The sequence below is a fragment of the Micromonospora sp. NPDC051141 genome, from assembly GCF_044455765.1.
Taxonomy (GTDB): domain Bacteria; phylum Actinomycetota; class Actinomycetes; order Mycobacteriales; family Micromonosporaceae; genus Micromonospora.
Map to the genome: position 1 here is coordinate 196,697 of NZ_JBITFD010000007.1, position 25,014 is coordinate 221,710.

Sequence of the window (25,014 nt, forward strand, 5' to 3'; positions counted from 1 at the left end):
CGGCTCACTCCTCGCGCTCACCAACGAGGGACCGTGCTGTCCCGGTCCGGGTCGCCGCCGAGCGCGGCGATGCCGAGCCAGTCGGCGCACACGTCGGAGGTGGCCGGGTGCAGCGAGCCGCACCGGGCGTCCCGGTAGAGGCGCTCCAACGGGTGACCGCGGCGGGTCGCCGACGTGCCGGCCGCCTCCAGCATGGACGCCGCCACCTCCGCGGCGGTGGTGCCGGCCAGCAGCTTGGCCCGCCACACCCAGCGGTTCGTCTCGGCGGAGCCGGGTTCCTCGTCGACCCGGCGGGCCGCCTCGGCGACCACCAGCTCGGCGGCGGCGGTGGCCGCGTCCGCCCGGCCCAACCGGGCCCGGACCGCCGGCAGCCCGGCCAGGCCGCGGGTGTTCAGGTGCTCGGCGGCGGCGTCGATCGCCGCCCGGGCCACCCCGACGTAGACGGCGGCGTAGCTGGCCACCAGCCAGTGCGGCATGAGCTGGGCCACCACCAGCGCCAGCCCCTCCACGCCGCCGAGCAACCGGTCGGCCGGGACGGTCACGTCCAGGTGCAGGTCGTGCGAGGAGGTGGCGCGCATGCCGAGCGAGTCCCAGGTCGGCTCGACCGTGATGCCCTCCCCGGCCGGCACCAGGAACTGGGAGACCACCGACTGGTCGGTGGCGCTGCGCGCGGCCACCAGGTAGCCGTCCGGGTGGCCCGCGCCGGAGCAGAACGTCTTGCTGCCCTTGACGTGCCAGCCACCGTCGACCGGTTCGTAGACGGTGCTGAGCTGGGACAGCCGCGCCCCCGCGCCGCGCTCGCTCATCGCCACCGCGTACCACGCGCCGTCGGCCGCCGCGCGCAACAGCCGGTCGCGGGCGGCCAGCGCCTCCTCCGGTACGCCGAGCGCCTCGGCCAGCTCCTCGGTCACCGCGCCCAACGCCCCGGTGACCGAGGCGTGCATGTTGAACACCAGCGCGGTGGCGCCGTTGCCCCGGGCCAGCTCGGTGGCGACGGCGGCGTACTCGGCGAAGGTCGCGCCCTGCCCGCCCAGCTCACGCGGGACCATCAGGCCGAACAGGCCGGCCTGGCGAAGGTCGGCGAAGTCGTCCACCGGGAACGAGCCGTCCCGGTCGTGCCCGGCCGCCCGGGCGGCCAGTCGCGGCGCCAACCGGCGGGCCGCCTCCAGCGCGTACACGGTCATGTCGCCCCCTTCTCGGCGTCCCTTACCCCCGGTGACCTCCGCTATCCGCCCCGGCGCCCGCTGCCCTGGTAGAGCACCGCCGTCGACCGCGTCGGCACGATGCGCGGCTCCGTCCGCACCGGACGGTCACCGCCCCGCCACCGGCGCACCAACCAGGCCAGCGTGCCGCCCAGCTCCGGCCGGACCCCGCGCAGGCGCAACGACACGCCGTGCCGGGCGCACTCGGCGACCAGCGCGCGGGCGTCCACGAACAGCCGGTGGTCGTGGATGCCGCGCGGCACGGTGGGTAGCCGCTCGCCCAGCTCCACCGCGACCAGCCGGGCCAGCAGCGTGTCGTTGAGCGTGTCCAGCACCAGCAGCCCGCCGGGCCGCAGCAACCGGCACGCCTCGGCCACCGCCCGCCGCCAGTCCGGCACGTGCTCCAGCAGCTCACCGGCGGAGACCACGGCGGCGCAGCCGTCGGCCAGCGGGACGGCGGTGGCGTCGCCCTGGAGCACCGTCACGCCGTGCGTGGCGGCCTGGTCGAGCGCGGAGCGGGTCAGGTCCACCCCGACGTGCCGGTAGCCCTTGCCGGCCAGGTGCGGCGCCAGCAGCCCGGCCCCACAGCCGAGGTCGACCAGCAGGTCGTCCCGGGTGGACGCCGGGGGCACCAGGGCGGCGCGGGCGCGGGCCAGCCAGTGCAGCATGGCGAAGGCGCCGTCGGGCCGCCACCACTCGCCGGCCAGGTCGTCGTACTGCCGGGGGTCGTTCCGGGACAGCGCCCGGTGCGGGCTGGACACCGGCGACGCGTCGGGCATGGACCGAGCGTGGCACGACTACCCGGTAACGACCAGACTTCCCTTATGTCGACGCGGGTGTTAGGGCTGGTCAGAGCGAGCCATCCGGAGCCGGCCGCGGCGGTGGTCGTGGTCGCCGCGCTGCTCGCCGCCGGTGTCGGGCACTCCGCCGCCGGCGTGGCCACGGTGGCGCTGACGGTGCTGGCCAGCCAGCTCGCCGTCGGCTGGAGCAACGACCTGATCGACGCCGACCGGGACGCCGCGGTGGGGCGTACCGACAAGCCGGTGACCACCGGCGCGGTCGCCCGCCCGACGCTGGCCCGGGCCACCGCGGTGGCTGCCGTCGCCACCCCGCTGCTGGCGCTGACCGGCGGCCCGGCCGCCGCGGCCTGCGCCACGCTGGGGCTGGTCTCCGCGCTGCTCTACAACAAGCCGCTGAAGTCGACGGCGGTGTCGGTGCTGCCCTACGCGGTCTCGTTCGGCGCGCTGCCCGCGTTCGTGGTGCTGGCCCGGCCCGGCTCACCCGCGCCGCCGGCCTGGCTGGTGGCCGCCGCCGCGCTGCTGGGCGCCGGGGCGCACTTCGCGAACGTGCTGCCCGACCTGGCCGACGACGCCCGCACCGGGGTGCGCGGGCTGCCCCACCGGCTGGGCCCCGCGGGCAGCCGGCTGGCCGCCGCCGGACTGCTCCTCGCCGCCACCGTCGCGCTGGTGTTCGGTCCGCCCGGACCGCCGTCGTGGACCGGCCTGTCGGCGGTGGCCGCCGCCGTCGCGGTGCCGGCCCTCGGTTGGTACGCCGGGCGCACCGCGACCGCCACCGGCGGCCGGCCGGTGGCCGCCTTCCGCTCGGTGCTGGTGGTGGCGCTCATCGATGTGGTGCTGCTGGTGGCGAACGGCCGGGTGGTCTGAGCCGTCGCCGCCGAGGATGGCATTGCCGGGTCCGCGTGCGGGCCTCGATCAGCTCCAACTACCCTGGAGCGCGGTCTGCGCGGGTATGGCCACCCCGTGTCCGGGGGTCGACCGGGCGGGGATCGTGACGAGGAGGACCGACGTGACGCGCTCGATCAGGGGTTCCCGGCGACCGGCCCTGCTGTTGGCCGGCTCGGCGGCGGCGGCGAGCCTGCTGCTGTCCGGGTGCGGCGCCGGTCAGATCGCCGAGACCGCCAACAAGATCCCGTCGGTCCAGGGCGTCAACGTCCAGACCTCCGACAACCTCTACAAGGTGCGCGGGCTCTACGTGCAGTTCCCCGGCCCGGAGGGCTACCAGGCCGGCGCGACCGCCCCGCTGAACGTGGTGATCTACAACGACAGCGAGGCCCCGGTGACGGTGACCGTCACCACCGACAGCGCCCGGGAGATCCTGCTGACCGGGGCGGCCGGCTCCAGCGGCGCGGCCACCCCGACCGGCTCGCCGACCGAGCCGGCGTCCGCGTCGCCCACCGCCATCGACCCGAGCGCCTCCCCCAGCCAGTCGCTGGAGGTGCCCGCCTCGCCGTCCGCCTCGCCCAGCGAGTCGGCGTCGGAGAGCGCGTCGCCGTCGGAGAGCGCGTCGGCGCCCGCCGGCCAGCCGGCCCGGATCGAGATCCCGGCGCTCGGCTACGCGCAGCTCAACAGCGGCAACCCGCGGTTCCTCCAGCTCGTCGGCCTGAACCAGAAGCTCCTCGTCGGCCAGCAGGTCAACCTGACCTTCGACTTCGGCGGCGGCAAGGTGATCAGGACGCCGGCGCCGATCGGTGTCCCGCTGACCCCGCCGGCGCAGCCGTCCCAGATCGTCAACCCGCGCGAGCACTCCGCCGAAGAGGGTGGCACCGAGGGCGGCAGCCACGGCTGACGCCGTACCCCGTTCCGTCCGACACCGCCGCGGTGGCCAGCGCCACGCGGCGGTGTCGTCGTCTCGGCGGTGGGCGTTCGTCGTACCGGCCGGATAGCGTCCGGTGGTGACCACGCCCCGATCGACCCCGTCCCGCGCCGGCGCCGGCCGCGGTCGCGCCGCCGCCCGCGAACCCCGCCCGGCCTACGAGTGCGACGCCTGCGGCCACCAGCCGCCCAAGTGGATGGGCCGGTGCCCCGAGTGCGGCGAGTGGGGCTCGGTGGTCGAGTCCACGGTCACCGGCCCGCTGGTCTCCGGCCGGGTGGTCAGCTCCCGGATGCCGGCCGAGCCGGCCCGGCCGATCGCCACCATCAGCGCCGCGCCGGCCCGGGCCCGGCCCACCGGCGTCAGTGAGCTCGACCGGGTGCTCGGCGGCGGGCTGGTGCCCGGCGCGGTGGTGCTGCTGGCCGGTGAGCCCGGCGTCGGCAAGTCGACGCTGCTGCTCGACGTGGCCCAGCAGTGGGCGGCCGGCGCGGGCAGCCCGTCGCTGGTGGTCAGCGGCGAGGAGTCGGTCAGCCAGGTGCGGTTGCGGGCCGAGCGGATGGGCACCCTGCACGACCAGCTCTACCTGGCCGCCGAGAGCGACCTGGCGGCGGTGCTCGGCCACCTCGACGCGGTCAAGCCGGGCCTGCTGGTGCTCGACTCGGTGCAGACCATCTCCACCACCGGCACCGAGGGCGTGCCCGGCGGCGTGACGCAGGTGCGCGCGGTCACCGCGGCGGTGGTCGCGGTGGCCAAGGAACGCGGCATCGCCACCGTCCTGGTCGGGCACGTCACCAAGGACGGCCAGGTGGCCGGCCCCCGGGTGCTGGAGCACCTGGTGGACGTGGTGCTCCACTTCGAGGGCGACAAGCACTCCTCGCTGCGCATGGTGCGCGGCGTGAAGAACCGGTTCGGGGCCGCCGACGAGGTGGGCTGCTTCGAGATGCACGAGGGCGGCATCAGCAGCCTGGCCGACCCGTCCGGCCTGTTCCTGACCCGCTATTCCGAGCCGGTGCCGGGCACCTGCGTCACGGTGGCCATGGAGGGCCGGCGGGCGCTGGTCACCGAGGTGCAGGCGCTGATCGGGGCCACGGTCGCCGGTTCGCCGCGACGCACCGTCTCCGGTCTCGACGGCGCCCGGCTGGCCATGGTCCTGGCGGTGCTCCAGCGGCGCACCGAGCGGCTGACGCTGCACGACCGCGAGGTCTTCGCCGCCACCGTCGGCGGCATCCGTGTGGTCGAGCCGGCCGCCGACCTGGCGGTGGCGCTCGCGGTGGCCTCCGGCGGGCTCAACCTCGCGCTCAACCCGCACCTGGTCGCCATCGGCGAGGTCGGGCTCACCGGTGAGGTGCGCCGGGTCGGCGCGGTGTCCCGGCGGCTGGCCGAGGCCGCCCGGCTGGGCTTCCGACTGGCCCTGGTGCCGCCCGGGGCCGGCCCGGGCAGCGGCGGCGTGACCCCCGAGCAGATGCGGGTGATCGAGGTCACGGACGTGCGCGCGGCACTCCAGGCCGCCGCCCGCGCATCCGCGGAGTGACCGTGGGTAGTCACGTGCCGGGCGCGGCCGGACGATTCCGGACAGGTCACGCCGTCCGGGGGTGGCCCGTCGCGTCCGACATCACGACACATCACAGTAACCACTACGAGAGCACCCACCGCACCGCAGTCCGTAGACTGTGCCCGTGCCGATCGACCGCGATGCCACCAAGCCCGCAACGGCGACGCCGCAGGCCCGCACCGGCGCCGTGAGCGGCAATCCCACCCGCGCCATCAGCGTGAGCGTCGCCGGCAGCGTCGGCGGGGCCGGCGCCGACCCGCTGCGGGCCAATCTCGCCCTGATGGCACCGGGCACCGCGCTCCGCGACGGCCTGGAGCGGATCCTGCGCGGTCGCACCGGCGCGCTGATCGTCCTCGGCTACGACAAGGTGGTCGAGCAGATCTGCACCGGCGGCTTCCCGATGGACGTCGAGTTCTCCGCCACCCGGGTCCGCGAGCTGTGCAAGATGGACGGCGCCGTGGTGCTCTCCAGCGACGGCACCCGCATCGTCCAGGCCGGCGCGCACCTGATGCCCGACCCGTCCATCCCCACCGAGGAGTCCGGCACCCGGCACCGCACCGCCGAGCGGGTGGCCCGACAGACCGGCTACCCGGTCATCTCGGTCAGCCAGTCGATGCGGATCATCAGCCTCTACGTCAACGGCCAGCGGCACGTGCTCGACGACTCCGCGGCGATCCTGTCCCGGGCCAACCAGGCGCTGGCCACGCTGGAGCGCTACAAGCTGCGGCTGGACGAGGTCTCCGGCACGCTCTCCGCGCTGGAGATCGAGGACCTGGTCACCGTCCGCGACGCGGTCGCCGTGGTGCAGCGGCTGGAGATGGTCCGCCGGATCGCCGACGAGATCGCCGGCTACGTGGTGGAGCTGGGCACCGACGGGCGGTTGCTGGCGCTCCAGCTCGACGAGCTGATGGCCGGCGTGGACGCCGACCGCACCCTGGTCATCCGCGACTACCTGCCGGTCGGCCGCAAGTCACGCACGCTCGACGAGGCGCTCGTCGAGCTGGACCTGCTCAGCGCCACCGAGCTGATCGACCTGGTGGCGGTGGCCAAGGCGATCGGCTACCCGTCCGCCTCGGACGCGCTCGACGCGGCGGTCAGCCCGCGCGGGTTCCGCCTGCTGGCCAAGGTGCCCCGGCTGCCCGTGGCCGTGGTCGACCGGCTGGTGGTGCACTTCGGCAGCCTCCAGCGGCTGCTCGGTGCGACAGTGGAGGATCTCCAGGCGGTCGACGGGGTGGGCGACGCCCGCGCCCGGGGCGTCCGCGAGGGCCTGTCCCGGCTCGCCGAGGCGTCCATCCTGGAGCGGTACGTCTGACCCGGCTCAGCCGGTGACGGTCAGCTTCACCGGCTCGCTGATCTTCGTGCCGACCCGGGCGAAGACCTGGTACGTGCCGATCGGGGCGTACGGGCCGGCGGCCAGCCCGTCGGCGCAGCGGGTGGTGTCCCGCCCGTTCCAGCCCAACTCGTAGGCGCGCTCGAAGTTCGGTGTGAACGACTGCACGTCCGAGCCCTTGCCGGTGCCGCAGGTGTCCGACGACCAAATCTTCTCCGCGCCCGCCTTGACGTAGAGCTCCTGGAGGTCGGCGCCGACGTCCCGGCTGCACGTGCGGTTCGAGACGTTCTTGACCTTGAGGCGCAGCGTGACCACCGTGCCCCGCTGGGCGGCGGCCGGCACCGCGACCGGCGTCACCTGAAGCTCGGCGTCGGTGCAGGCGCCGTCGGCGGAGACCGGCTCGCCGGACGCGCCGCCGTCGCCCGGGCCCGAGCCGCCGCCGGTGTTCGTACCGCCCCCGGTGTTCGTACCGCCGCCGCCGCTGCTCGTGCCGCCACCGTCAGCGCCGGCGTCACCACCGGAGGCGTCGGGCGCCGGCGACGGACTGGCCGTCTGCGGGGTCAGCACCGAGCCGGACGGGCCCGGGGCCGCCCCGGCGGAGCCGCCCGGCGACGGGTCACCCCCGCCCGGCCCGCCGGCGTTACGGTCCGTGCCGGTGCAGGAGTAGAGCAGGACAATCAGGAAGAGCAGGCCCGCGCCGAGCACGACGGCGCGACGCCGCCAGTACACGGTGGGGGGCAGGGGGCCGACCGTCAGACGCATGATGCGCCTACCGTAGCCGCGCGACGCCCGGTGTGCCGGTCCGACGCGCCGGTGACCGCGCGTCACCCCGATCCGGGCATCCACTGTGGAACGCCACCGGTTCGGTCAGAGATAGACCTGCCGCTGGTAGACGGCGTGCGCCCCGGCCACCCGGTCGAGGAAGAGCAACCCGGCGCAGTGGTCGATTTCGTGCTGGAGCGCACGCGCCTCGAAACCGTCGGTCACCAGCCGTACCGGCTCCCCGCTGCCCGGCAGCGCCCCCTCCACCACCAGACGACTGGCCCGCTTCACGTCGCCGGTCAGGTCGGGCACCGACATGCAGCCCTCGCGGCCGGTCTTCCACCGGCTCGCCTCCACCACCCGGGCGTTGCACAGCACGAACGTGCCGTGCACGGTGACCGCCTTCGGATGCCCCGTCACGTCCACCGCGAACACCTGGGCGTTCACCCCGATCTGCGGCGCCGCCAGGCCCACACAGCCCGGCGAGACGCGCATGGTGGCCACCAGGTCGGCGGCCAGCCGCACCACCTCGTCCGAGGTGGGGTCGACCTCCGGACCGGGCCGGCTCAGCACCGGCTCCGGGGCGGCGACCACCGGACGGACCTCGCCCGGGACGCCCAGCTTCTCCGGTGTCCAGCCCCCCAGACCGGCGTACCCCTCGCCGGTCACAGCAGGTCCGAGTCCGCCGGACGGAGGCTGACGCCGACACCCAGCTCGGCCGCCGCCCGGGTGAGCCGGCCGGCCACCTCGTCCGAGCTGTCCGGCGGCAACTCCACCTCGGCGACCACCACGTAGAGCGAGCCGGTCAGCCGGGTGCTCAGGTCGGTCACGTTGCCGCCGGCGTCGGCCAGCACCCGGGTCATCGCCGCGACGATACCCATCCGGTCCGCGCCGTGCACCGCCAGCACGTACGGCTCGCCGACCGGCACGCTGGCGCTGTCCGGGGCGACCGCGCGTACGGTGGCCAGCAGGTACCCGTCGGCGGCGAGCGGGGCCAGCGCGGCCTCGACGTCGGCGGCGGCCGGGCCCACGCAGATCAGCGTCATCGCGAAGTGGCCGCGCAACCGGGTCATCGTCGAGTCGGTGAGGTTCGCGCCGAGCCGGGCGAGGGCCTCCGCGACGTCGGCGACGATGCCCGGCCGGTCCCGGCCGATGACGGTGATCGCGAGCTCGTTCATTCGGACATTCTGCCGCGCCGCCGAAGTGCCCCCCGCGTCGGCCCACCCGGCCCGCCCAACCAGCGGGATCTCCGCCCGTGACATCATCGGCACCGCCATGACTGAGCCCACCTTCGCCACCCAGGTCAGCCGGTGGTACGAGCGCAACGCCCGCGACCTGCCCTGGCGCAAACCCGGCATCGGCGCCTGGGCGATCCTGGTCAGCGAGGTCATGCTCCAGCAGACGCCTGTGGTCAGGGTGGTGCCCGCGTGGGAGGCGTGGCTGGCCCGCTGGCCGGAACCGCGCGCGCTGGCCGAGGACACCCCGGCCGAGGCGATCCGGATGTGGGGTCGGCTCGGCTACCCCCGCCGGGCGGTACGCCTGCGCGAGTGCGCGGTGGCCGTGGTGGATCGGCACGGCGGCGTGGTGCCCGACCGACTGGAGCAGTTGCTGGCGCTGCCCGGCGTCGGCACGTACACGGCCCGGGCGGTGGCCGCGTTCGCATACGGGCAGCGGCACCCGGTGGTCGACACGAACGTCCGGCGGGTGGTGTGCCGGGCGATCGCCGGTGAGCCGGACGCCGGCCCGACCACCCGACCGGCCGACCTGGTCGCCACCGAGGAGCTGCTGCCGACGGAGCCGGCGGCGGCGGCTCTGGCCAGCGCCGCCTTCATGGAACTCGGGGCGGTCGTCTGCACCGCCCGGTCGCCCCGCTGCGCGGTGTGTCCGGTCGAGTCGAGCTGCGCCTGGCGGGCCTCCGGGCAGGCCGCCCCGGACGGGCCGACCCGCCGTCCGCAGCGCTACGCCGGCACCGACCGGCAGGTACGCGGCCTGCTCCTGGCGGTGCTCCGGGAGACCACCGGGCCGGTGCCGCACCAGCGGCTGGACCAGGTCTGGCACGACGACGTACAGCGGGCCCGGGCGCTGGCCGGGCTGGTCACCGACGGACTGGTGGAGCCGGTCGGCCCGGAGTCCTTCCGACTGGCCGGCGACGGCCCCCCGGTCCCGCTGCCCTGACCCACCGCGCCCCACCCGTCCCGGGACGGAAAGGCGACGGCCCCGGCGGCTCTCGCCGACCGGGGCCGTCGCCCTGGAACTGTTGCCCGCCTTACGCGGCGGCGTCGTCCGCGCCGGTGGCGGCGGCGCCGAGATCCGCCGGGACCGCGTCCGGCACGGCGTCCGGCCGGTCCGCGCCCCGGAAGACGAGCTTGGACTTGTCGATGTTCTCCGGGTCGCCCTCGCAGTCCACCACCACGATCTGACCCGGGGTCAGCTCGTTGAAGAGGATCCGCTCGGACAGGTTGTCCTCGATGTCGCGCTGGATCGTGCGACGCAGCGGCCGGGCCCCCAGCACCGGGTCGAAGCCCTTCTTCGCCAGGTACTTCTTGGCGTTGTCGGTCAGCTCCAGACCCATGTCCTTGTTGCGCAGCTGGCCCTCGATCCGCTGGATCATGATGTCCACGATCGAGAGGATCTCGACCTCGCGCAGCTGGTGGAAGACGATGGTGTCGTCGATCCGGTTCAGGAACTCGGGCCGGAAGTGCTGCTTGAGCTCGTCGTTGACCTTCTGCTTCATCCGGTCGTAGTTCGACTCGGAGTCCTCCGAGGCCTGGAAGCCCAGGGAGACCGCCTTGGCGACGTCACGCGTGCCGAGGTTGGTGGTCAGGATGATGACCGTGTTCTTGAAGTCCACGATCCGGCCCTGACCGTCGGTGAGACGCCCGTCCTCCAGGATCTGGAGGAGCGTGTTGAACACATCCGGGTGCGCCTTCTCGATCTCGTCGAAGAGGACCACCGAGAACGGCCGGCGGCGCACCTTCTCGGTGAGCTGGCCCCCCTCGTCGTAGCCGACGTAGCCGGGAGGGGCACCCACCAGCCGGGAGACCGTGTAGCGGTCGTGGAACTCGGACATGTCCAGCTGGATGAGGGCGTCCTCGCTGCCGAAGAGGAACTCGGCGAGCGCCTTGGACAGCTCGGTCTTACCGACACCGGACGGGCCGGCGAAGATGAACGAGCCGGACGGGCGCTTCGGGTCCTTCAGGCCGGCCCGGGTCCGCCGGATCGCCTTCGAGACCGCCTTGACCGCGTCCTCCTGGCCGATGACGCGCTTGTGCAGCTCGTCCTCCATGCGCAGCAGGCGCGAGGTCTCCTCCTCGGTCAGCTTGTAGACCGGGATGCCGGTCCAGTTGCCGAGCACCTCGGCGATCTGCTCGTCGTCGACCTCGCTGACGACGTCCAGGTCACCGGCCTTCCACTCCTTCTCCCGCTGGGCCTTCTGGCCGAGGAGCTGCTTCTCCTTGTCGCGGAGCTGAGCGGCCCGCTCGAAGTCCTGCGCGTCGATCGCGGACTCCTTGTCGCGGCGCACCTGGGCGATGCGCTCGTCGAAGTCACGCAGGTCCGGCGGCGCGGTCATCCGGCGGATGCGCATCCGGGCACCGGCCTCGTCGATCAGGTCGATCGCCTTGTCCGGCAGGAAGCGGTCGGAAATGTACCTGTCGGCAAGCGTCGCGGCGGCCACGAGCGCGGCGTCGGTGATGCTCACCCGGTGGTGCGCCTCGTAGCGGTCCCGCAGGCCCTTGAGGATCTCGATGGTGTGGGCCAGCGACGGCTCACCCACCTGGATCGGCTGGAAACGGCGCTCGAGCGCGGCGTCCTTCTCCAGGTGCTTGCGGTACTCGTCGAGCGTGGTGGCGCCGATGGTCTGCAGCTCGCCGCGGGCCAGCATCGGCTTGAGGATGCTGGCGGCGTCGATCGCGCCCTCGGCGGCGCCGGCGCCGACCAGGGTGTGGATCTCGTCGATGAACAGGATGATGTCGCCGCGGGTGCGGATCTCCTTGAGCACCTTCTTGAGGCGCTCCTCGAAGTCACCGCGGTAACGCGAGCCGGCCACCAGGGCACCGAGGTCGAGCGTGTAGAGCTGCTTGTCCTTGAGCGTCTCGGGCACCTCGCCCTTGATGATCTTCTGGGACAGGCCCTCCACCACGGCGGTCTTGCCGACGCCGGGCTCGCCGATCAGCACCGGGTTGTTCTTGGTGCGGCGGGACAGCACCTGCATGACCCGCTCGATCTCCTTCTCGCGCCCGATGACCGGGTCGAGCTTGCCCTCGCGGGCGGCCTGGGTCAGGTTGCGGCCGAACTGGTCCAGCACGAGGCTGGTCGACGGCGCGGCCTCGCCCGGCGCGGCGCCCGCCGCGGCCGGCTCCTTGCCCTGGTAGCCGGAGAGCAGCTGGATCACCTGCTGGCGGACCCGGTTGAGGTCGGCGCCGAGCTTGACCAGCACCTGGGCGGCCACGCCCTCGCCCTCGCGGATCAGGCCGAGCAGGATGTGCTCGGTGCCGATGTAGTTGTGGCCGAGCTGCAGCGCCTCGCGCAGCGACAGCTCCAGCACCTTCTTGGCCCGCGGCGTGAACGGGATGTGCCCGCTCGGCGCCTGCTGGCCCTGGCCGATGATCTCCTCGACCTGCTGGCGGACGCCCTCCAGGGAGATGCCGAGGCTCTCCAGGGCCTTCGCCGCGACACCCTCACCCTCGTGGATCAGGCCCAGCAGGATGTGCTCCGTACCGATGTAGTTGTGGTTGAGCATCCGGGCCTCTTCTTGGGCCAGGACGACAACCCGTCGCGCTCGGTCGGTGAACCGCTCGAACATGCCCTCGTGCTCCTCACATGCCGTGCGCCTTGATGGTCAGATCTCGGCGGGGCCGGTGCGCGGACGTCCGGGACGGGCGTCCGTGCCTCCTTACTCTATCGCCGCGGACCGTCTCCGCTGAGGTCGTGTGACCCCGCCGATGACCGTTCCGACGTCGTTTCTGCCAACCGTCCACGCTCAGGAGGTGTTCCGGGACCCCCGCCTGTACGCGCAGAGCGAAATTCGACCGTCGGCGGAAGGCCCGGTCGAGGGGGCTCGGGCGGCATCGAGGCGCCCGCAACGGTCGTCCACAGCCTGTGGACGGAATCTCCACCGCCTGTGGACAACTCCCCCGGGCACCGGATTCTTCCCGGTTCGGCGGCCCGTCCCGACCGCCCACCGGGCCCCTGGCCGGGAAAGAGACATCGGGGACGAAGAGGGCGAAACGCCGACGCCGGCCCGGAGTCGTCCTCCCGGCCGGCGTCGGTCGCCGTCGCGTGCGGTCGGTGTCAGCGCCCCGCCTTGGCGTGGAACTCGTCCACGATCTCCTGCGGGATCCGGCCCCGATCGGAGATGTCCTTGCCGTTGCTCTTGGCCCACTCCCGGATTGCCTTGTTCTGCTCGCGGTCCGCGGTCGCGCCGCCCCGGCCACGTGCGGCCCGGCCACCCACGACCACTCCCCCGCGGCCGACCTTCGTTCCGTGCGCGATGTACTGCGCGAATGCATCGCGCAATTTTTCAGCGTTGGAAGCCGAGAGGTCGATCTCGTACTGCACGCCGTCCAGCGCGAACTTGACAGTCTCGTCAGCGTCCCCGCCGTCCAGGTCATCGACCAGCTTGTGAATGATCTGCTTGGCCACGTCCCACATTCCTTTCGAGCAGGGTTGCGCTCCTGCATTACTCAGAGCACGATAACCTGCCCGATGCTTGCTCCGTCAATAGGATGGCGTAACAAGCCGGAGAAGCTTTGCCGCCCTACTCCGGCCGGACCAAGGGGAACAGGATGGTTTCCCGAATTCCCAGGCCGGTCAGCGCCATCAGCAGCCGGTCGATTCCCATTCCCATACCGCCGGCCGGCGGCATTCCGTACTCCATCGCCCGGAGAAAGTCCTCGTCGAGTCGCATGGCCTCGTCGTCGCCACGCGCCGCGAGCTGCGCCTGGGTCACCAGCCGCTCCCGCTGCACGACCGGGTCCACCAGCTCGGAGTACGCCGTGCCCAGCTCGAAGCCAAGCACGTAGAGGTCCCACTTCTCGGCCAGGCCGGGCTCGCTCCGGTGCGCCCGGGTCAGCGGGCTGGTCTCCTCCGGGTAGTCGCGGACGAACGTGGGCGCCCGCAGGGACGGCACCACCAGTTCCTCGAACAACTCCTCGGCCAGCTTGCCGGGACCCCACTTCGGGTCGACCGAGAGACCGATCTTGTCCGCGTACTCGACCAGGCGTGACCTTTCGGTACGGACGGTGACTTCCTCACCGAGCGCTTCCGAAAGAACACCGAACAGCGTCACCGACCGCCACTCGCCGCCCAGGTCGAACTCGCTGCCGTCGGCGTGGGTCACCACGGTCGAGCCGGCGACCGCGACGGCGGCCTGCTGCACCAGATTCCGGGTCAGCGCGGCCATGCTGTCGTAGTCGCCGTAGGCCTGGTACGCCTCCAGCATCGCGAACTCCGGCGAGTGCGAGGAGTCGATGCCCTCATTACGGAAGTTGCGGTTGATCTCGAAGACACGGTCGACGCCACCCACCACCGCCCGCTTGAGAAACAGTTCCGGTGCGATTCGCAGATACAGATCGGTGTCGAGTGCATTGCTGTGGGTCACGAATGGTCGGGCGGTCGCGCCACCGTGCAGCAGTTGCAGCATCGGCGTCTCGACCTCGATGAAGTCCTGCCCGTGCAGGGTGTCCCGCAGGCTGCGGACCGCGGCGGCCCGGGTCCGCACCATCTGCCGGGCCTGCGGACGGACCACCAGGTCGACGTAGCGCTGACGGACCCGGGACTCCTCACTCAGCGGCTTGTGCGCCACCGGCAGCGGGCGCAGCGCCTTGGCGGTGACCACCCAGTCGTCGGCCAGCACCGACAGCTCGCCGCGCCGGCTGGTGATCACCTCGCCGGCCACGCCGACGTGGTCACCGAGGTCCACCAGGCGCTTCCAGTCCGCCAGCCGCTCCGGGCCGACCCGGTCCAGCGAGAGCATCGCCTGGAGCTCCGTGCCGTCGCCGTCGCGCAGCGTGGCGAAGCAGAGCTTGCCGGTGTTCCGAATGAAGATCACCCGCCCGGTGACCGAGGCCCGGTCCCCGGTGGCGGTGTCGGTGGGCAGGTCGGCGTAGCGCTCCCGGAGCAGCGCCAGCGTGGTGGTCCGGGGGAAGCCGACCGGGTACGGCTCGACGCCCTCGGCGAGCATCCGGTCCCGCTTCTCCCGGCGGACCTTCATCTGCTCGGGAAGGTCGTCGGCGGGATCTGTTGGCAGGGCGTTCTGCTCGGTCACGGCACGCTTCCTCAGGCCTTGGGGAACATCGGCGGGGTCAGCCCATGAGCGTACTCAAGCGTCCTGCCGGCCGTTACGGGATAACCTGCCGGCCATGACCGACCCCACTGCGGCGCTCTCGTTCGGCGCCGCCGCAGCCGAGTACGACCGGTTCCGGCCCCGCTATCCCGGGGCGGCGCTGCGCTGGGCGTTGGACGGGTCGCCGGCCCCGGCCCGGGTGGTCGACCTCGGTGCCGGCACCGGCATCCTCACCCGTGGCGTGACCGCGCTCGGGCATCACGTCGTACCCGTGGAACCCGATCCGGGGATGCGGGCGCAACTGGCCGCCGCCACGCCGGGCACGACGGCGCTCGCCGGCAGCGCGGAGTCGGTGCCGCTGCCGGACGGCGACGCGGACGCCGTGCTGGCCGGGCAGTCCTACCACTGGTTCGACCGGGACCGCGCGCACGGCGAGGTGGCCCGGGTGCTGCGCCCCGGCGGCACGTTCGCGCCGGTGTGGAACGTGCGAGACGAACGGGTCGGCTGGGTGGCCGAGCTGACCCGGATCGCCCATCTCGACCACAACACCGGTGACGTGACCGGCCGGTACGCCGACTTCGGCCCCGCCTTCACCCCGGTCGAGGTGGGCGAGTTCGGCCACACCACCACGCTCACGCCGGACGACCTGGTGGCGATGCTGCACACCCGCTCCTACTGGCTGACCGCCACTCCGGCCGAGCGGGCCCGGGTCGACGGCGGGCTGGCCGAACTGCTCGCCACCCACCCCGAGCTGGCCGGCCGGGCCACCGTGGGACTGCCCTACCGCACGATCGTGCTCCGGGCGCGGCGGCGTTAGGAGGGGCCCCTCCTATACCGGAGGCGTTAAGAGGGGCCCGTCCTGGCACGTCAGGTGTTGCGGTCGTAGACCATCCGCAGGCCGATCAGCGTGATCATCGGCTCGTGGTGCGTGATCGTGCGGCACTCGCCCACCACCAGCGAGGCCAGGCCGCCGGTGGCGATCACCGCCCGCACCTCGCCCAGTTCCTCGGACATCCGCTCGACGATCCGGTCCACCTGGCCGGCGAAGCCGAAGTAGAGCCCGGACTGGAGGCACTCGACCGTGTTCTTGCCGATCACCGAGCGCGGCCGGGTGGCCTCCACCTTGCGGAGCTGCGCGGCGCGGGCGGCCAGCGCGTCGAAGGAGATCTCGATGCCGGGCGCGAACGCCCCGCCGAGGAACTCGCCCCGATCGCTGATCACGTCGAAGTTGGTGGTGGTGCCGAAGTCGACAACGATCGACGGCCCGCCGTAGAGCGTGTACGCGGCAAGTGTGTTGACCACCCGGTCCGCGCCCACCTCCTTCGGGTTGTCGATGGCGAGCTGCACGCCGGTGCGGACCCCGGGCTCGACGATCACGCTGGGCAGGTCGGCGTAGTAGCGGCCCAGCATGGTGCGCAGCGACCGCAACGCGGCCGGCACGGTCGAGCAGGCGGCCACCCCGGTGATCTCCACGGCGTCACCGGCCAGCAGCCCGCGGAACATCAGACCCAGCTCGTCCGCGGTGGAACGGGCGTCGGTCTTGATCCGCCACGAGTGCACCAGCTTGTCGCCCTCGAAGGTCGCCAGCACGGTGTTGGTGTTTCCGATGTCGATGCAGAGCAGCACAGCGGCAGCCTAGACGGTCACCCGGCGCGCAGGTCGAGGGCGATGTCGAGGATCGGCGACGAGTGGGTCAACGCGCCGACGGAGAGAAAGTCCACGCCGGTCGCCCCGTACTCGGCCGCCACCGGCAGGGTCAGCCCGCCGGTCGCCTCCAGCTCCGCCCGGTCGCCCACCGTGGCCACCACCTCGCGCAACTGCGCCGGGGTCATGTTGTCCAGCAGCAGGAACCCGGCACCGGCCTCGACCGCCTCCACCGCCTCGGCCGGCGTGTCCACCTCCACCTGCACCGGAACGTCGGGGAACGCCTCCCGCACCCGGCGGAACGCCGCCGCGATCCCGCCGGCCGCCACCTTGTGGTTGTCCTTGATCATGGCGACGTCGTGCAGGCCCATCCGCTTGTTGGTGCCGCCGCCGGCCCGGACCGCGTACTTCTCCAGCGCGCGCAGCCCCGGCGTCGTCTTGCGGGTGTCCAGCACCATGGCCTTCGTGCCGGCCAGCGCGTCCGCCCAGGCCCGGGTGTGGGTCGCCACCCCGGACATCCGGGAGAGCAGGTTGAGCGCCGTCCGCTCGGCGGTCAGCAGCAGCCGGGTCGGCCCGGTCACGGTCGCCAGCACGTCGCCGCGCGCCACCCGCTGCCCGTCGTGGGCCACCAGCGACACCTCGACCGTACGCCCGGCGCCGGTCACGTCGCCGACCAGCTCGAACACTGCGGCGGCCACCGGCAGCCCGGCCACCACGCCGTCCGCACGCGCCACCAGGTCGGCGGTGTCCTGCTGCTCGGCCGGAACGGTGGCGACGCTCGTCACGTCGAGGAAGTCCGGGCCCAGGTCCTCGGTCAGCGCGTCGACCACGACCCGCCGGACCCGCTCCGGATCCAGGCCGCCCTCGCGCAGCGCCCGCACCGTCGACTCGATCATGAATTCTTCTCCTCGTTCACCACGTTCGCGACTGCGGGACTCACCGAACCGGTTCCTCCCAACGCTCGGCGAGCAGCCCGTCCCGGCCCACCTCGGCCACCAGGTGCCCCCGCCACCGGTCGTCGGCGACCGGGAAGTCCTCCCGCCAGTGGCAGCCCCGCGTCTCCTGCCGGGCGTACCCGGCGGCGACGAGCGTGGACGCCACCGTGAGCAGGTTCGTGGCCTCCCAGTCCGCGGTACGCGGCACGCCCGCCCCCTCGCCCAGCGCGCGCAGCGTGGCGGCGGTGGCGGCCAGCGTCTCCGCCGAGCGGAGCACACCCGCGCCGCGGGTCATCGCCCGTTGCAGCTCCGGCGTGCCGGCCGCCGGCACCAGCCGGCCCGGCCCGCCCACCCAGGCGCCGGTCTCCGCCGGGCGGGCCTGCTCGGGCAGCCCGGCGGCGATGTCCTCGGCGATCCGGCGGGAGAAGACCAGCCCCTCCAGCAGCGAGTTGCTGGCCAGCCGGTTGGCGCCGTGCACACCGGTGCAGGCCACCTCGCCGCACGCGTACAGGCCGGGGATCGAGGTTCGACCGTGCAGGTCGGTCCGGACGCCGCCGGAGGCGTAGTGGGCGGCCGGCGCGACCGGGATCAGGTCGGTCGCCGGGTCCACGCCGATGGCCAGGCAGGACGCCACGATGGTGGGGAACCGCCGGGCCAGGAAGTCACCGCCCAGGTGCCGCGCGTCCAGGAACACGTGATCGGCTCCGCTGGCGAGCAGCACCCGGTGGATGCCCTTGGCCACCACGTCACGGGGGGCCAGCTCGGCCAACTCGTGCTGACCGACCATGAACCGCTTGCCGTCGCCGTCGACCAGGTGGGCGCCCTCGCCGCGCAGCGCCTCGGAGACCAGCGGCTGCTGCGCGAGCCCGGCGCCCGGCCCGCCCGCCGGCACGATCAGCGCGGTCGGGTGGAACTGGACGAACTCCAGGTCGGTGACGGCCGCGCCGGCGCGTAGCGCCAGCGCCACCCCGTCGCCGGTGGAGACCGCCGGATTGGTGGTGGCGGCGAAGATCTGCCCCATCCCGCCGGTCGCCAGCACCACCGCACGGCCGAGGATCGCGCCGACGCCGTCCTCGCTGCCCTCGCCGAGCACGTGCAGCGTGACGCCGCAGGCCGGCCCGAGGCCGCCGGGGCCGTCGCCCGGCGCGCGCAGCAGGTCCAGCACCAGGGCGTGCTCGACCAGCCGGATCCACGGGTCGCGGCGCACCGCGGCGTGCAGCGCCCGCTGCACCTCCGCGCCGGTGGCGTCGCCGCCGGCGTGCACGATCCGGTCGGCCCGGTGACCGCCCTCCCGGGTGAGCATCAGTGAGCCGTCCGGGTTGCGGTCGAACTCCGCCCCGATCCGCATCAGCTCGCGCAGCCGGGTCGGGCCCTCCTCCACCAGGGCCCGTACCGACGCCGGGTCGCAGAGGCCGACGCCGGCCACCTCGGTGTCGTGGGCGTGCGCGGCCGGGCTGTCCGCCGGGTCGAGCACCGCGGCGATGCCGCCCTGCGCCCAGCGGGTGGAGCCCTCGTCGATGTCGACCTTGGTGACGACCGTGACGTGCAGGCCGGCCTCACGCAGGTGCAGCGCGGCGGTCAGCCCGGCGACCCCGGAGCCGACCACGATCACGTCGGTGGTCTCCACCCAACCGGGCGCGGGCGCGGCGAGCAGCCGGGGCAGTGCCGGCAGGTCGACCGTGGGAAGGTCCATGAGCACAGTCAACCCGAAGCATCCTCGGCCCGGGCGACGGGGGCGGGACGAGTGGTTCCGGCTACCTCGTCCGAACCGGCATCCCGGCCGGGCCGGCGCCCTTCAGCGAGACGCTCACCTTGCGGTGGCTGAGCCACAGGTAGCAGCGGACCCCACGGTCGCCGACCGCCCAGCGGCCGGGGCCGGGCGGCCGGACCACCACGTCGCTGCGGTACCGCAACACCGGGTCGGCGGGCACGCCGGTCCAGCGCGCGATGGCGGCGTAGCAGCCGGCGTAGAGCGGGGCCCAGTCCGCCGGCTTCTTCGGGTACGGCCGGTCCGGCGCCGCCCACACGCCGACGAACTCGGCGTCGTGCGCGGTCGCGCAGTCGACCGCGGTGAGCGTCTGCACCCGCCGCCGGTCCTGGCCGGTGCGCTGGCAGCCGAGGCGCAGCCGGGAGGGCTGCTTGAGCGCGTCGCGCAGGCTGCCCGTCCGGGTCACCACGGTGGCCGCCGCCTCGGTCGTGTTCAGCTCGGTCAGGTCGCACCGGAACCAGCGGGAACCGGCCGTCCACCCGGTGCCGGTGGGCGTCGCCACGGCCAGCCGGAGCCGACCGGCACGCCAGTCGTCGCCGACGTAGCCCCGGGCCCGGGTGTCGCACTCGGCGAACGCGGTACGCAGCTCCGGCGAGGTGAGCGCTGGCGGAGCGGCCCGGTCGACGGTGAACGCGCCGACGTGCACCGTCTCCACCCGGTGCGGCGCGTCGCAGCCGACCGGCGCGTACCCGGCCAGGCCCACGGTCGGGGTGAAGTCGGCGACCTGGCAGACGCCGGCCACCGGCGTGAACGGCCCGGCGGGGCCCAGCGCCGGCCAGTCGTCGGCGAGGTCCCCGTCCACCCCGCCCGACGAGGCACACCCGGTCAGCACCACGCCCGCGACCACCGCGGCGACGAGGCTGCGCATCGCACGGCCCATCGCGCCTCCCCCAGCCCGACGACCGTCGATTCCGACGGCCCGCCCAGGGTAGCCGAAAATGACCTTCCCGTAACAGACCGCGCTGCCCCACTCCACGTCCCGCTCTACCGCCCGGCTCGTCGATCTTGCGGTTGTCGCCCCGACAAATGACACAAAGGGGGGCAGACGAGGGGCACCAACCGCAAGATCGCCGGGGGTCAGGAAAGGACAGGGCGGGTCGGGTCGGGTTAGGTCGGGCTAGGTCAGGGCGGCGGCTAGGGGGTTGGGGATGGGGGTGCCGGCGGTGCCGGGGGCGGCGGTGGTGGGGTCGGCGGTCAGGTCGACGATGCGGTTGTCGGCGTCGACGTGCACCACCCGGGGCTGCCAGGTGCGGGCCTCGGCGTCGTCCATCTGCCCGTACGAGATGAGGATGACCAGGTCACCGGGGTGCACCAGGTGCGCGGCGGCGCCGTTGATGCCGATCACGCCGCTGCCCCGGCGACCCGGGATCACGTACGTCTCCAGCCGCGCCCCGTTGGTGATGTCGACGATCGCGACCTGCTCGCCGGGGAGCAGGTCCGCGGCGTCCAGCAGATCCTCGTCCACCGTCACCGAGCCGACGTAGTGCAGGTCGGCCTGGGTCACCGTGGCCCGGTGGATCTTCGACTTGAGCATGGTCCGGAGCATCGGGTTGCCTTTCCGCAGTTCGTGGAGGGGTCAGGGACGCGGCGCGAGGTGGATCGCCGTGTTGTCGATCAGGCGGGTGGCGCCCACCCAGGCGGCGATCAGCAGCCGGGCCGCGCCGGAGACCGGGCCGGGCTCCAGGTCGGTGTCGGTGAGCACCAGGTAGTCGAGGCGGGCCTCCGGCGCGTCGAACGCCCGGTGGGCGGCGGCCAGCACCGCGCCCGCGTCGTCACCCCGCTCCGCCGCCGCCGCACCGGCGCTCAGCGCGGCGGAGAGGCTCAGCGCGGCCCGCCGCTCGGACGCGGAGAGGTAACGGTTGCGGCTGGACAGCGCCAGGCCGTCCGGCTCGCGTACGGTCGGCACGCCGACGATCTCGGTCGGCACGTCGAGGTCGCGGACCATCCGGCGGACCAGGGTGAGCTGCTGGTAGTCCTTCTCGCCGAAAAAGGCCAGGTCCGGACGGGTGAGCTGGAGCAGCTTCAGGACCACGGTGAGCACGCCGTGGAAGAAGCCGGGACGGCTCAGGCCCTCCAGGTCCGCGCCGAGCGGACCCGGGTCGAGCCGCACGGTCGGCTGTCCCTCCGGATACATCTCGTTCACCGTGGGCGCGAAGACCAGGTCCACCCCGGCCCGGCGACAGATCTCCAGGTCCGCGTCGAGCGTGCGCGGATAGCGGTCGAAGTCCTCGTTCGGGCCGAACTGGAGCGGATTCACGAAGATCGTCACCAGCACGTGGTCGGCCCGCTCCCGGGCGGCCCGCAGCAGCGTCTCGTGCCCCGCGTGCAGCGCGCCCATGGTCATCACCACGCCGACGCTGCCGGCCAGCCCGTTCCGGGCCACCGCCAGCTCCTTCCGCGTGTGCACCACGTTCACCACGAGGAGGTCACCTCCATCCCGTCCAGCACGTCCCGCAGCGGCGCCGCGTCCGCCGGGTGCAGGCGACCCGCCGCGACGGCGCGGTCCGCCGTCCGTCGGGCCAACGCCAGGTAGGCCGGCACCGATTCCGGCGCGGTCGCGGCCAGCCGGTCCAGGTGCCGGCGTACGGTGCCCGCGTCGCCCCGGGAAACCGGGCCGGTCAGCGCGTCGTCGCCGAGCCGCAACGCGTTCTCCAGAGCGGCCCGCAACAGCGGGGCCAGCACCTTCTCCGGCCGGTCCACCCCGGCGTCGCGCAGCCGGTCGGCCGCGTCGTTCACCACTGTCACCAGGTGGTTCGCGCCGTGCGCGAGCGCCGCGTGGTAGAGCGGCCGGTCGGCCTCGCCCACCCACTCCGGCACCCCGCCGAGGTCGGCCACCAGCCGGGCCGCGAACGGGCGCAGCTCGGCCGGGGCGGTCACCCCGTAGGAGCTGCCGGCCAGGCGGGACAGGTCGTCCGGCGTACCGGTGAAGGTCATCGCCGGGTGCAGCGCGAGCGGCCGGGCGCCGGCCGCGGCGGCCGGGGCCAGCACGGCCAACCCGTGCGCGCCGGAGGTGTGCGCCACGACCTGACCCGGGCGCAGCGCGCCGGTGGCCGCCAGGTCGGCGACCACGGCGGCCAGGGCGTCGTCGGGGACCGCCACGAGCAGGAGGTCGGTGGCGGCGCGGGCCACGGCGGGCGCGGCGCGGTGCGGGGTCTGCGGCAGCAGCAGCGCCAACCGGGCCCGCGAGGCGCCGGACGCGCCGGACGCGGCGGCCACCCGGTGACCGGCGGCGGCGAGCGCCGCGCCGAGCACGGCGCCGACCCGGCCGGCGCCGAGCACACCGACGGTGAGGGTACGGGGAAAGGCGGGCGGGGCGCGGTGGACCCGCGGGCGCAGCGGTGCGCTCATGGCAGCGATCCAGTCCTCGAAGGGGGTACCGGTCGATGGCAAGTATGCGCCGTGGTCACGGAGCCGGACCAAGAAGGTGTGAAAACCTTCACCGGTGTGGAAGGGCCGGCGCGCACCGTTGCGGTCCGCCTGGTGGCCGGTCACCGTAGGGTCGGCACGGTGACGTCCCGGGAACGAGGAACGAATTGACGGCGCTGCGCTGGCGCGACGCGATGGAGACCGCGCTCTACGGCCCGGACGGCTTCTTCGTCTCCGGCCCGGGGCCGGCCGCCCACTTCCGCACCAGCGTGCACGCGTCCCCGGTGTTCGCCTCCTGCCTGCGGCACATCCTCACCGCGCTCGACCTCGCGCTCGGCCATCCCGCCCGGCTGGACGTGGTCGATGTGGGAGCCGGGCGGGCCGAGTTGCTCCGCGCGCTGCTCGGCGCCGTCGTGGCGACGCCCACCGAGCCGTCGCTCGCGGAGCGGATCCGGCTCGTCGCGGTGGAGAAGGCCGCCCGCCCGGCCGACCTGCCCGCCGAGATCGAATGGCGGCCCGACCTCCCGCCGGAGATCACCGGCCTGCTGCTGGCCACCGAGTGGCTCGACAACGTCCCCCTGGACGTCGCCACCCATACCCCCGACGGTTGGCGTCACGTCCTGGTCGACCCCGCCACCGGCGCGGAGTCCCCCGGCCCGCCGCTCTCCCCCGCCGACACCGCCTGGCTCACCCGCTGGTGGCCACTCCCGCCACCACCGTCCCCGGTGATCAAGGAGTTCGCGTCGGGCCCGACGCCGGACGGCGACGCCAACTCCTTGATCACCGACGAGGGCGGGTGTGGGCAGCCGGGCGGGTGGGGGCGGGTGGAGATCGGGCGGAGGCGGGACGAGGTGTGGGCGGAGGCCGTGGGGCGGGTACGGCGGGGGGCGGCGCTGGCCGTCGACTACGGGCACCTGCGGGACGCCCGGCCCGTCGACGGGACGGTGACCGGGTACCGGAACGGGCGGCAGGTGCCGCCGGTGCCGGACGGGTCGTGCGACGTGACCGCGCACGTCGCCATCGACTCGGTCGCCTCCGCCGGTGAGCGGGTCGCGCGGTGCGCGTACACCCTGGTGTCGCAGCGGGCGGCGCTGCGGGCGCTCGGGGCCGACGGCGGGCGACCGCCGCTGAGCCTGGCCTCCCGGGACCCGGCCGGCTACCTGCGGGCGCTGGCCACCGCGTCGGCGGTGGCCGAGCTGACCGACCCGGCCGGCCTCGGCGGGCACTGGTGGCTGTGGCAGCCGGTCGGCGTCGACCTCGATCCGCTTCTGGCACGATGACGGGCATGACCACGGACGCCGGCGACCTCCGCGAACTGACCGTCGGGACCGGCGCCGGCGGTGAGCAGCTCGGCACCGACATGGTGCTCAACATCGGGCCGCAGCACCCGTCGACGCACGGCGTGCTCCGGCTGCGCCTGGTGCTCGACGGCGAGCGGGTGGTCGCCGCCGAGCCGATCGTCGGCTACATGCACCGGGGCGCGGAGAAACTCTTCGAGGTACGCGACTACCGGCAGATCATCGTGCTCGCCAACCGGCACGACTGGCTCTCCGCGTTCTCCAACGAGCTGGGCGTGGTGCTCGCGGTGGAACGGCTGATGGGCATGGAGGTGCCGGAGCGCGCCACCTGGCTGCGGATGGCGCTGGCCGAGCTGAACCGGGTGCTCAACCATCTGATGTTCCTCGGCTCCTACCCGCTGGAGATCGGCGCGATCACGCCGATGTTCTACGCGTTCCGGGAACGGGAGACCATCCAGGCGGTGATGGAGGAGGTCTCCGGCGGCCGGATCCACTACATGTTCAACCGGGTCGGCGGTCTCAAGGAAGAGGTGCCGGCCGGGTGGACCGGCCGCGCCCGCGCCGCCATCGGCGAGGTCCGCCGCCGGATGCCGGACCTGGACAACCTGATCCGGCGAAACGAGATCTTCCTGGCCCGTACCGTCGGCGTCGGCGTGCTCTCCGCGGCCGACGCCGCCGCGTTCGGCGCGTCCGGGCCGGTCGGCCGGGCCTCCGGCCTCGACCTCGACCTGCGCCGGGACGAGCCCTACCTGGCGTACGACCAGCTCGACGTGCCGGTGGTGACGAAGACCGCCGGGGACTGCCACGCCCGCTTCGAGGTGCTGCTCGACCAGGTGTACGCGTCGCTCGACCTCGCCGAGCAGTGCCTGGACCGGGTGGACCGGATCAGCGGGCCGGTGAACACCCGACTGCCCAAGGTCGTCAAGGCGCCCGAGGGGCACACGTACGCCTGGACCGAGAACCCGCTCGGCATCAACGGGTACTACCTGGTGTCGCGGGGCGAGAAGACGCCGTGGCGGCTCAAGCTGCGCACCGCTTCGTACGCGAACGTGCAGGCGCTGTCGACGCTGCTGCCCGGTTGTCTGGTGCCGGACCTGATCGCCATCCTCGGCTCGATGTTCTTCGTGGTGGGCGACATCGACAAGTGATCTGCGGCGCGGCAGCGCCGACCCGGCGTCGGTGTGTCGGCGCTGTCGGCGCTGTCGGCGCTGTCGGAGCTGTCGGAGCTGTCGGCGCGGTCGGCGCGGTCGGTGCGTCGGGTC

The 25,014-nt window shown here is 73.7% G+C and carries 23 protein-coding genes; 8 read left to right on the forward strand and 15 right to left on the reverse strand.

Annotated elements, in window-relative coordinates; all coding sequences use genetic code 11:
* Window positions 1-17: 17 nt before the first annotated feature.
* Together ACIA6B_RS16095 and ACIA6B_RS16100 are read right to left on the reverse strand one after the other, a co-directional pair.
* Window positions 18-1,184 carry an acyl-CoA dehydrogenase family protein gene (locus ACIA6B_RS16095; protein WP_107161733.1) on the reverse strand — a complete coding sequence of 389 codons (1,167 nt, stop codon included), beginning with the start codon at window positions 1,182-1,184 and terminating at the stop codon, window positions 18-20.
* 41 nt (window positions 1,185-1,225) lie between these two features.
* Window positions 1,226-1,981 (reverse strand): methyltransferase domain-containing protein, encoded by a 756-nt coding sequence (locus ACIA6B_RS16100; RefSeq protein WP_396773979.1) that lies wholly within the window; start codon window positions 1,979-1,981, stop codon window positions 1,226-1,228.
* 45 nt (window positions 1,982-2,026) lie between these two features.
* Here ACIA6B_RS16100 and ACIA6B_RS16105 point away from each other — a divergent pair, with 45 nt between their 5' ends.
* The 4 genes from ACIA6B_RS16105 to disA all read left to right on the forward strand — a co-directional run bounded on the left by ACIA6B_RS16105 (window position 2,027) and on the right by disA (window position 6,676).
* Entirely contained in the window at window positions 2,027-2,866 is an 840-nt protein-coding gene (locus tag ACIA6B_RS16105) for a UbiA family prenyltransferase (protein WP_396773980.1), read from the forward strand.
* A 142-nt stretch (window positions 2,867-3,008) separates the two neighbouring features.
* On the forward strand, window positions 3,009-3,788 hold the full coding sequence (locus tag ACIA6B_RS16110; RefSeq protein ID WP_396773982.1) for a hypothetical protein: 780 nt from the start codon (window positions 3,009-3,011) through the stop codon (window positions 3,786-3,788).
* 106 nt (window positions 3,789-3,894) lie between these two features.
* Window positions 3,895-5,343, forward strand: a complete 1,449-nt coding sequence (gene radA / locus ACIA6B_RS16115) for a DNA repair protein RadA (RefSeq protein WP_396773984.1) — start codon at window positions 3,895-3,897, stop codon at window positions 5,341-5,343.
* Window positions 5,344-5,488: 145 nt separating this feature from the next.
* The gene (gene disA / locus ACIA6B_RS16120; protein ID WP_396773986.1) at window positions 5,489-6,676 is read left to right on the forward strand and encodes a DNA integrity scanning diadenylate cyclase DisA; all 1,188 of its coding nucleotides are present in this window, start codon (window positions 5,489-5,491) and stop codon (window positions 6,674-6,676) included.
* A 6-nt stretch (window positions 6,677-6,682) separates the two neighbouring features.
* Here disA and ACIA6B_RS16125 read toward each other — a convergent pair whose 3' ends face one another.
* The 3 genes from ACIA6B_RS16125 to ACIA6B_RS16135 form a co-directional block, all read right to left on the reverse strand.
* Entirely contained in the window at window positions 6,683-7,456 is a 774-nt protein-coding gene (locus ACIA6B_RS16125) for a hypothetical protein (protein WP_396773988.1), read from the reverse strand.
* Window positions 7,457-7,561: 105 nt separating this feature from the next.
* Window positions 7,562-8,125, reverse strand: coding sequence for a peptide deformylase (locus ACIA6B_RS16130; RefSeq protein ID WP_396773990.1), 564 nt, complete (start codon window positions 8,123-8,125; stop codon window positions 7,562-7,564).
* Window positions 8,122-8,634 (reverse strand): glycine cleavage system protein R, encoded by a 513-nt coding sequence (locus ACIA6B_RS16135; RefSeq protein WP_396773992.1) that lies wholly within the window; start codon window positions 8,632-8,634, stop codon window positions 8,122-8,124. Before ACIA6B_RS16135 ends, ACIA6B_RS16130 begins: the two co-directional genes overlap by 4 nt.
* Window positions 8,635-8,731: 97 nt before the next feature.
* Between ACIA6B_RS16135 and ACIA6B_RS16140 the strand changes: the two genes are divergently transcribed.
* Window positions 8,732-9,631, forward strand: a complete 900-nt coding sequence (locus tag ACIA6B_RS16140; protein ID WP_396773994.1) for an A/G-specific adenine glycosylase — start codon at window positions 8,732-8,734, stop codon at window positions 9,629-9,631.
* Between the two features lie 91 nt (window positions 9,632-9,722).
* Here the strand turns inward: ACIA6B_RS16140 and ACIA6B_RS16145 are convergent, their stop codons facing one another.
* The 3 genes from ACIA6B_RS16145 to lysS form a co-directional block, all read right to left on the reverse strand.
* Window positions 9,723-12,260, reverse strand: a complete 2,538-nt coding sequence (locus tag ACIA6B_RS16145; RefSeq protein WP_396773996.1) for an ATP-dependent Clp protease ATP-binding subunit — start codon at window positions 12,258-12,260, stop codon at window positions 9,723-9,725.
* Between the two features lie 488 nt (window positions 12,261-12,748).
* The gene (locus ACIA6B_RS16150) at window positions 12,749-13,099 is read right to left on the reverse strand and encodes an Lsr2 family protein (RefSeq protein WP_199199943.1); all 351 of its coding nucleotides are present in this window, start codon (window positions 13,097-13,099) and stop codon (window positions 12,749-12,751) included.
* A 115-nt stretch (window positions 13,100-13,214) separates the two neighbouring features.
* Window positions 13,215-14,723 (reverse strand): lysine--tRNA ligase, encoded by a 1,509-nt coding sequence (gene lysS / locus ACIA6B_RS16155; RefSeq protein ID WP_396773998.1) that lies wholly within the window; start codon window positions 14,721-14,723, stop codon window positions 13,215-13,217.
* A 94-nt stretch (window positions 14,724-14,817) separates the two neighbouring features.
* On the opposite strand from lysS, the gene ACIA6B_RS16160 reads away from it, so the two are divergent.
* On the forward strand, window positions 14,818-15,558 hold the full coding sequence (locus ACIA6B_RS16160; protein ID WP_396773999.1) for a class I SAM-dependent methyltransferase: 741 nt from the start codon (window positions 14,818-14,820) through the stop codon (window positions 15,556-15,558).
* A 50-nt stretch (window positions 15,559-15,608) separates the two neighbouring features.
* Here the strand turns inward: ACIA6B_RS16160 and ACIA6B_RS16165 are convergent, their stop codons facing one another.
* From ACIA6B_RS16165 to ACIA6B_RS16195, 7 genes are all read right to left on the reverse strand, one after another.
* Window positions 15,609-16,367 carry a type III pantothenate kinase gene (locus tag ACIA6B_RS16165; protein WP_107161757.1) on the reverse strand — a complete coding sequence of 253 codons (759 nt, stop codon included), beginning with the start codon at window positions 16,365-16,367 and terminating at the stop codon, window positions 15,609-15,611.
* 17 nt (window positions 16,368-16,384) lie between these two features.
* Entirely contained in the window at window positions 16,385-17,281 is an 897-nt protein-coding gene (gene nadC, locus ACIA6B_RS16170; protein WP_396774001.1) for a carboxylating nicotinate-nucleotide diphosphorylase, read from the reverse strand.
* A 40-nt stretch (window positions 17,282-17,321) separates the two neighbouring features.
* Entirely contained in the window at window positions 17,322-19,013 is a 1,692-nt protein-coding gene (locus ACIA6B_RS16175) for an L-aspartate oxidase (protein WP_396774003.1), read from the reverse strand.
* 61 nt (window positions 19,014-19,074) lie between these two features.
* The gene (locus ACIA6B_RS16180) at window positions 19,075-19,968 is read right to left on the reverse strand and encodes a septum formation family protein (RefSeq protein ID WP_396774004.1); all 894 of its coding nucleotides are present in this window, start codon (window positions 19,966-19,968) and stop codon (window positions 19,075-19,077) included.
* Between the two features lie 237 nt (window positions 19,969-20,205).
* On the reverse strand, window positions 20,206-20,634 hold the full coding sequence (panD, locus tag ACIA6B_RS16185) for an aspartate 1-decarboxylase (RefSeq protein ID WP_396774006.1): 429 nt from the start codon (window positions 20,632-20,634) through the stop codon (window positions 20,206-20,208).
* A 30-nt stretch (window positions 20,635-20,664) separates the two neighbouring features.
* Window positions 20,665-21,507 (reverse strand): pantoate--beta-alanine ligase, encoded by an 843-nt coding sequence (panC, locus tag ACIA6B_RS16190; RefSeq protein ID WP_396774008.1) that lies wholly within the window; start codon window positions 21,505-21,507, stop codon window positions 20,665-20,667.
* Window positions 21,501-22,436 carry a DUF2520 domain-containing protein gene (locus ACIA6B_RS16195; protein WP_396774009.1) on the reverse strand — a complete coding sequence of 312 codons (936 nt, stop codon included), beginning with the start codon at window positions 22,434-22,436 and terminating at the stop codon, window positions 21,501-21,503. Before ACIA6B_RS16195 ends, panC begins: the two co-directional genes overlap by 7 nt.
* Window positions 22,437-22,648: 212 nt before the next feature.
* On the opposite strand from ACIA6B_RS16195, the gene ACIA6B_RS16200 reads away from it, so the two are divergent.
* Window positions 22,649-23,734, forward strand: a complete 1,086-nt coding sequence (locus ACIA6B_RS16200; protein WP_396774149.1) for an SAM-dependent methyltransferase — start codon at window positions 22,649-22,651, stop codon at window positions 23,732-23,734.
* Window positions 23,731-24,900, forward strand: coding sequence for an NADH-quinone oxidoreductase subunit D (locus ACIA6B_RS16205; protein ID WP_181570726.1), 1,170 nt, complete (start codon window positions 23,731-23,733; stop codon window positions 24,898-24,900). The genes ACIA6B_RS16200 and ACIA6B_RS16205 overlap by 4 nt, the downstream gene beginning before the upstream one ends.
* Window positions 24,901-25,014: the final 114 nt, after the last annotated feature.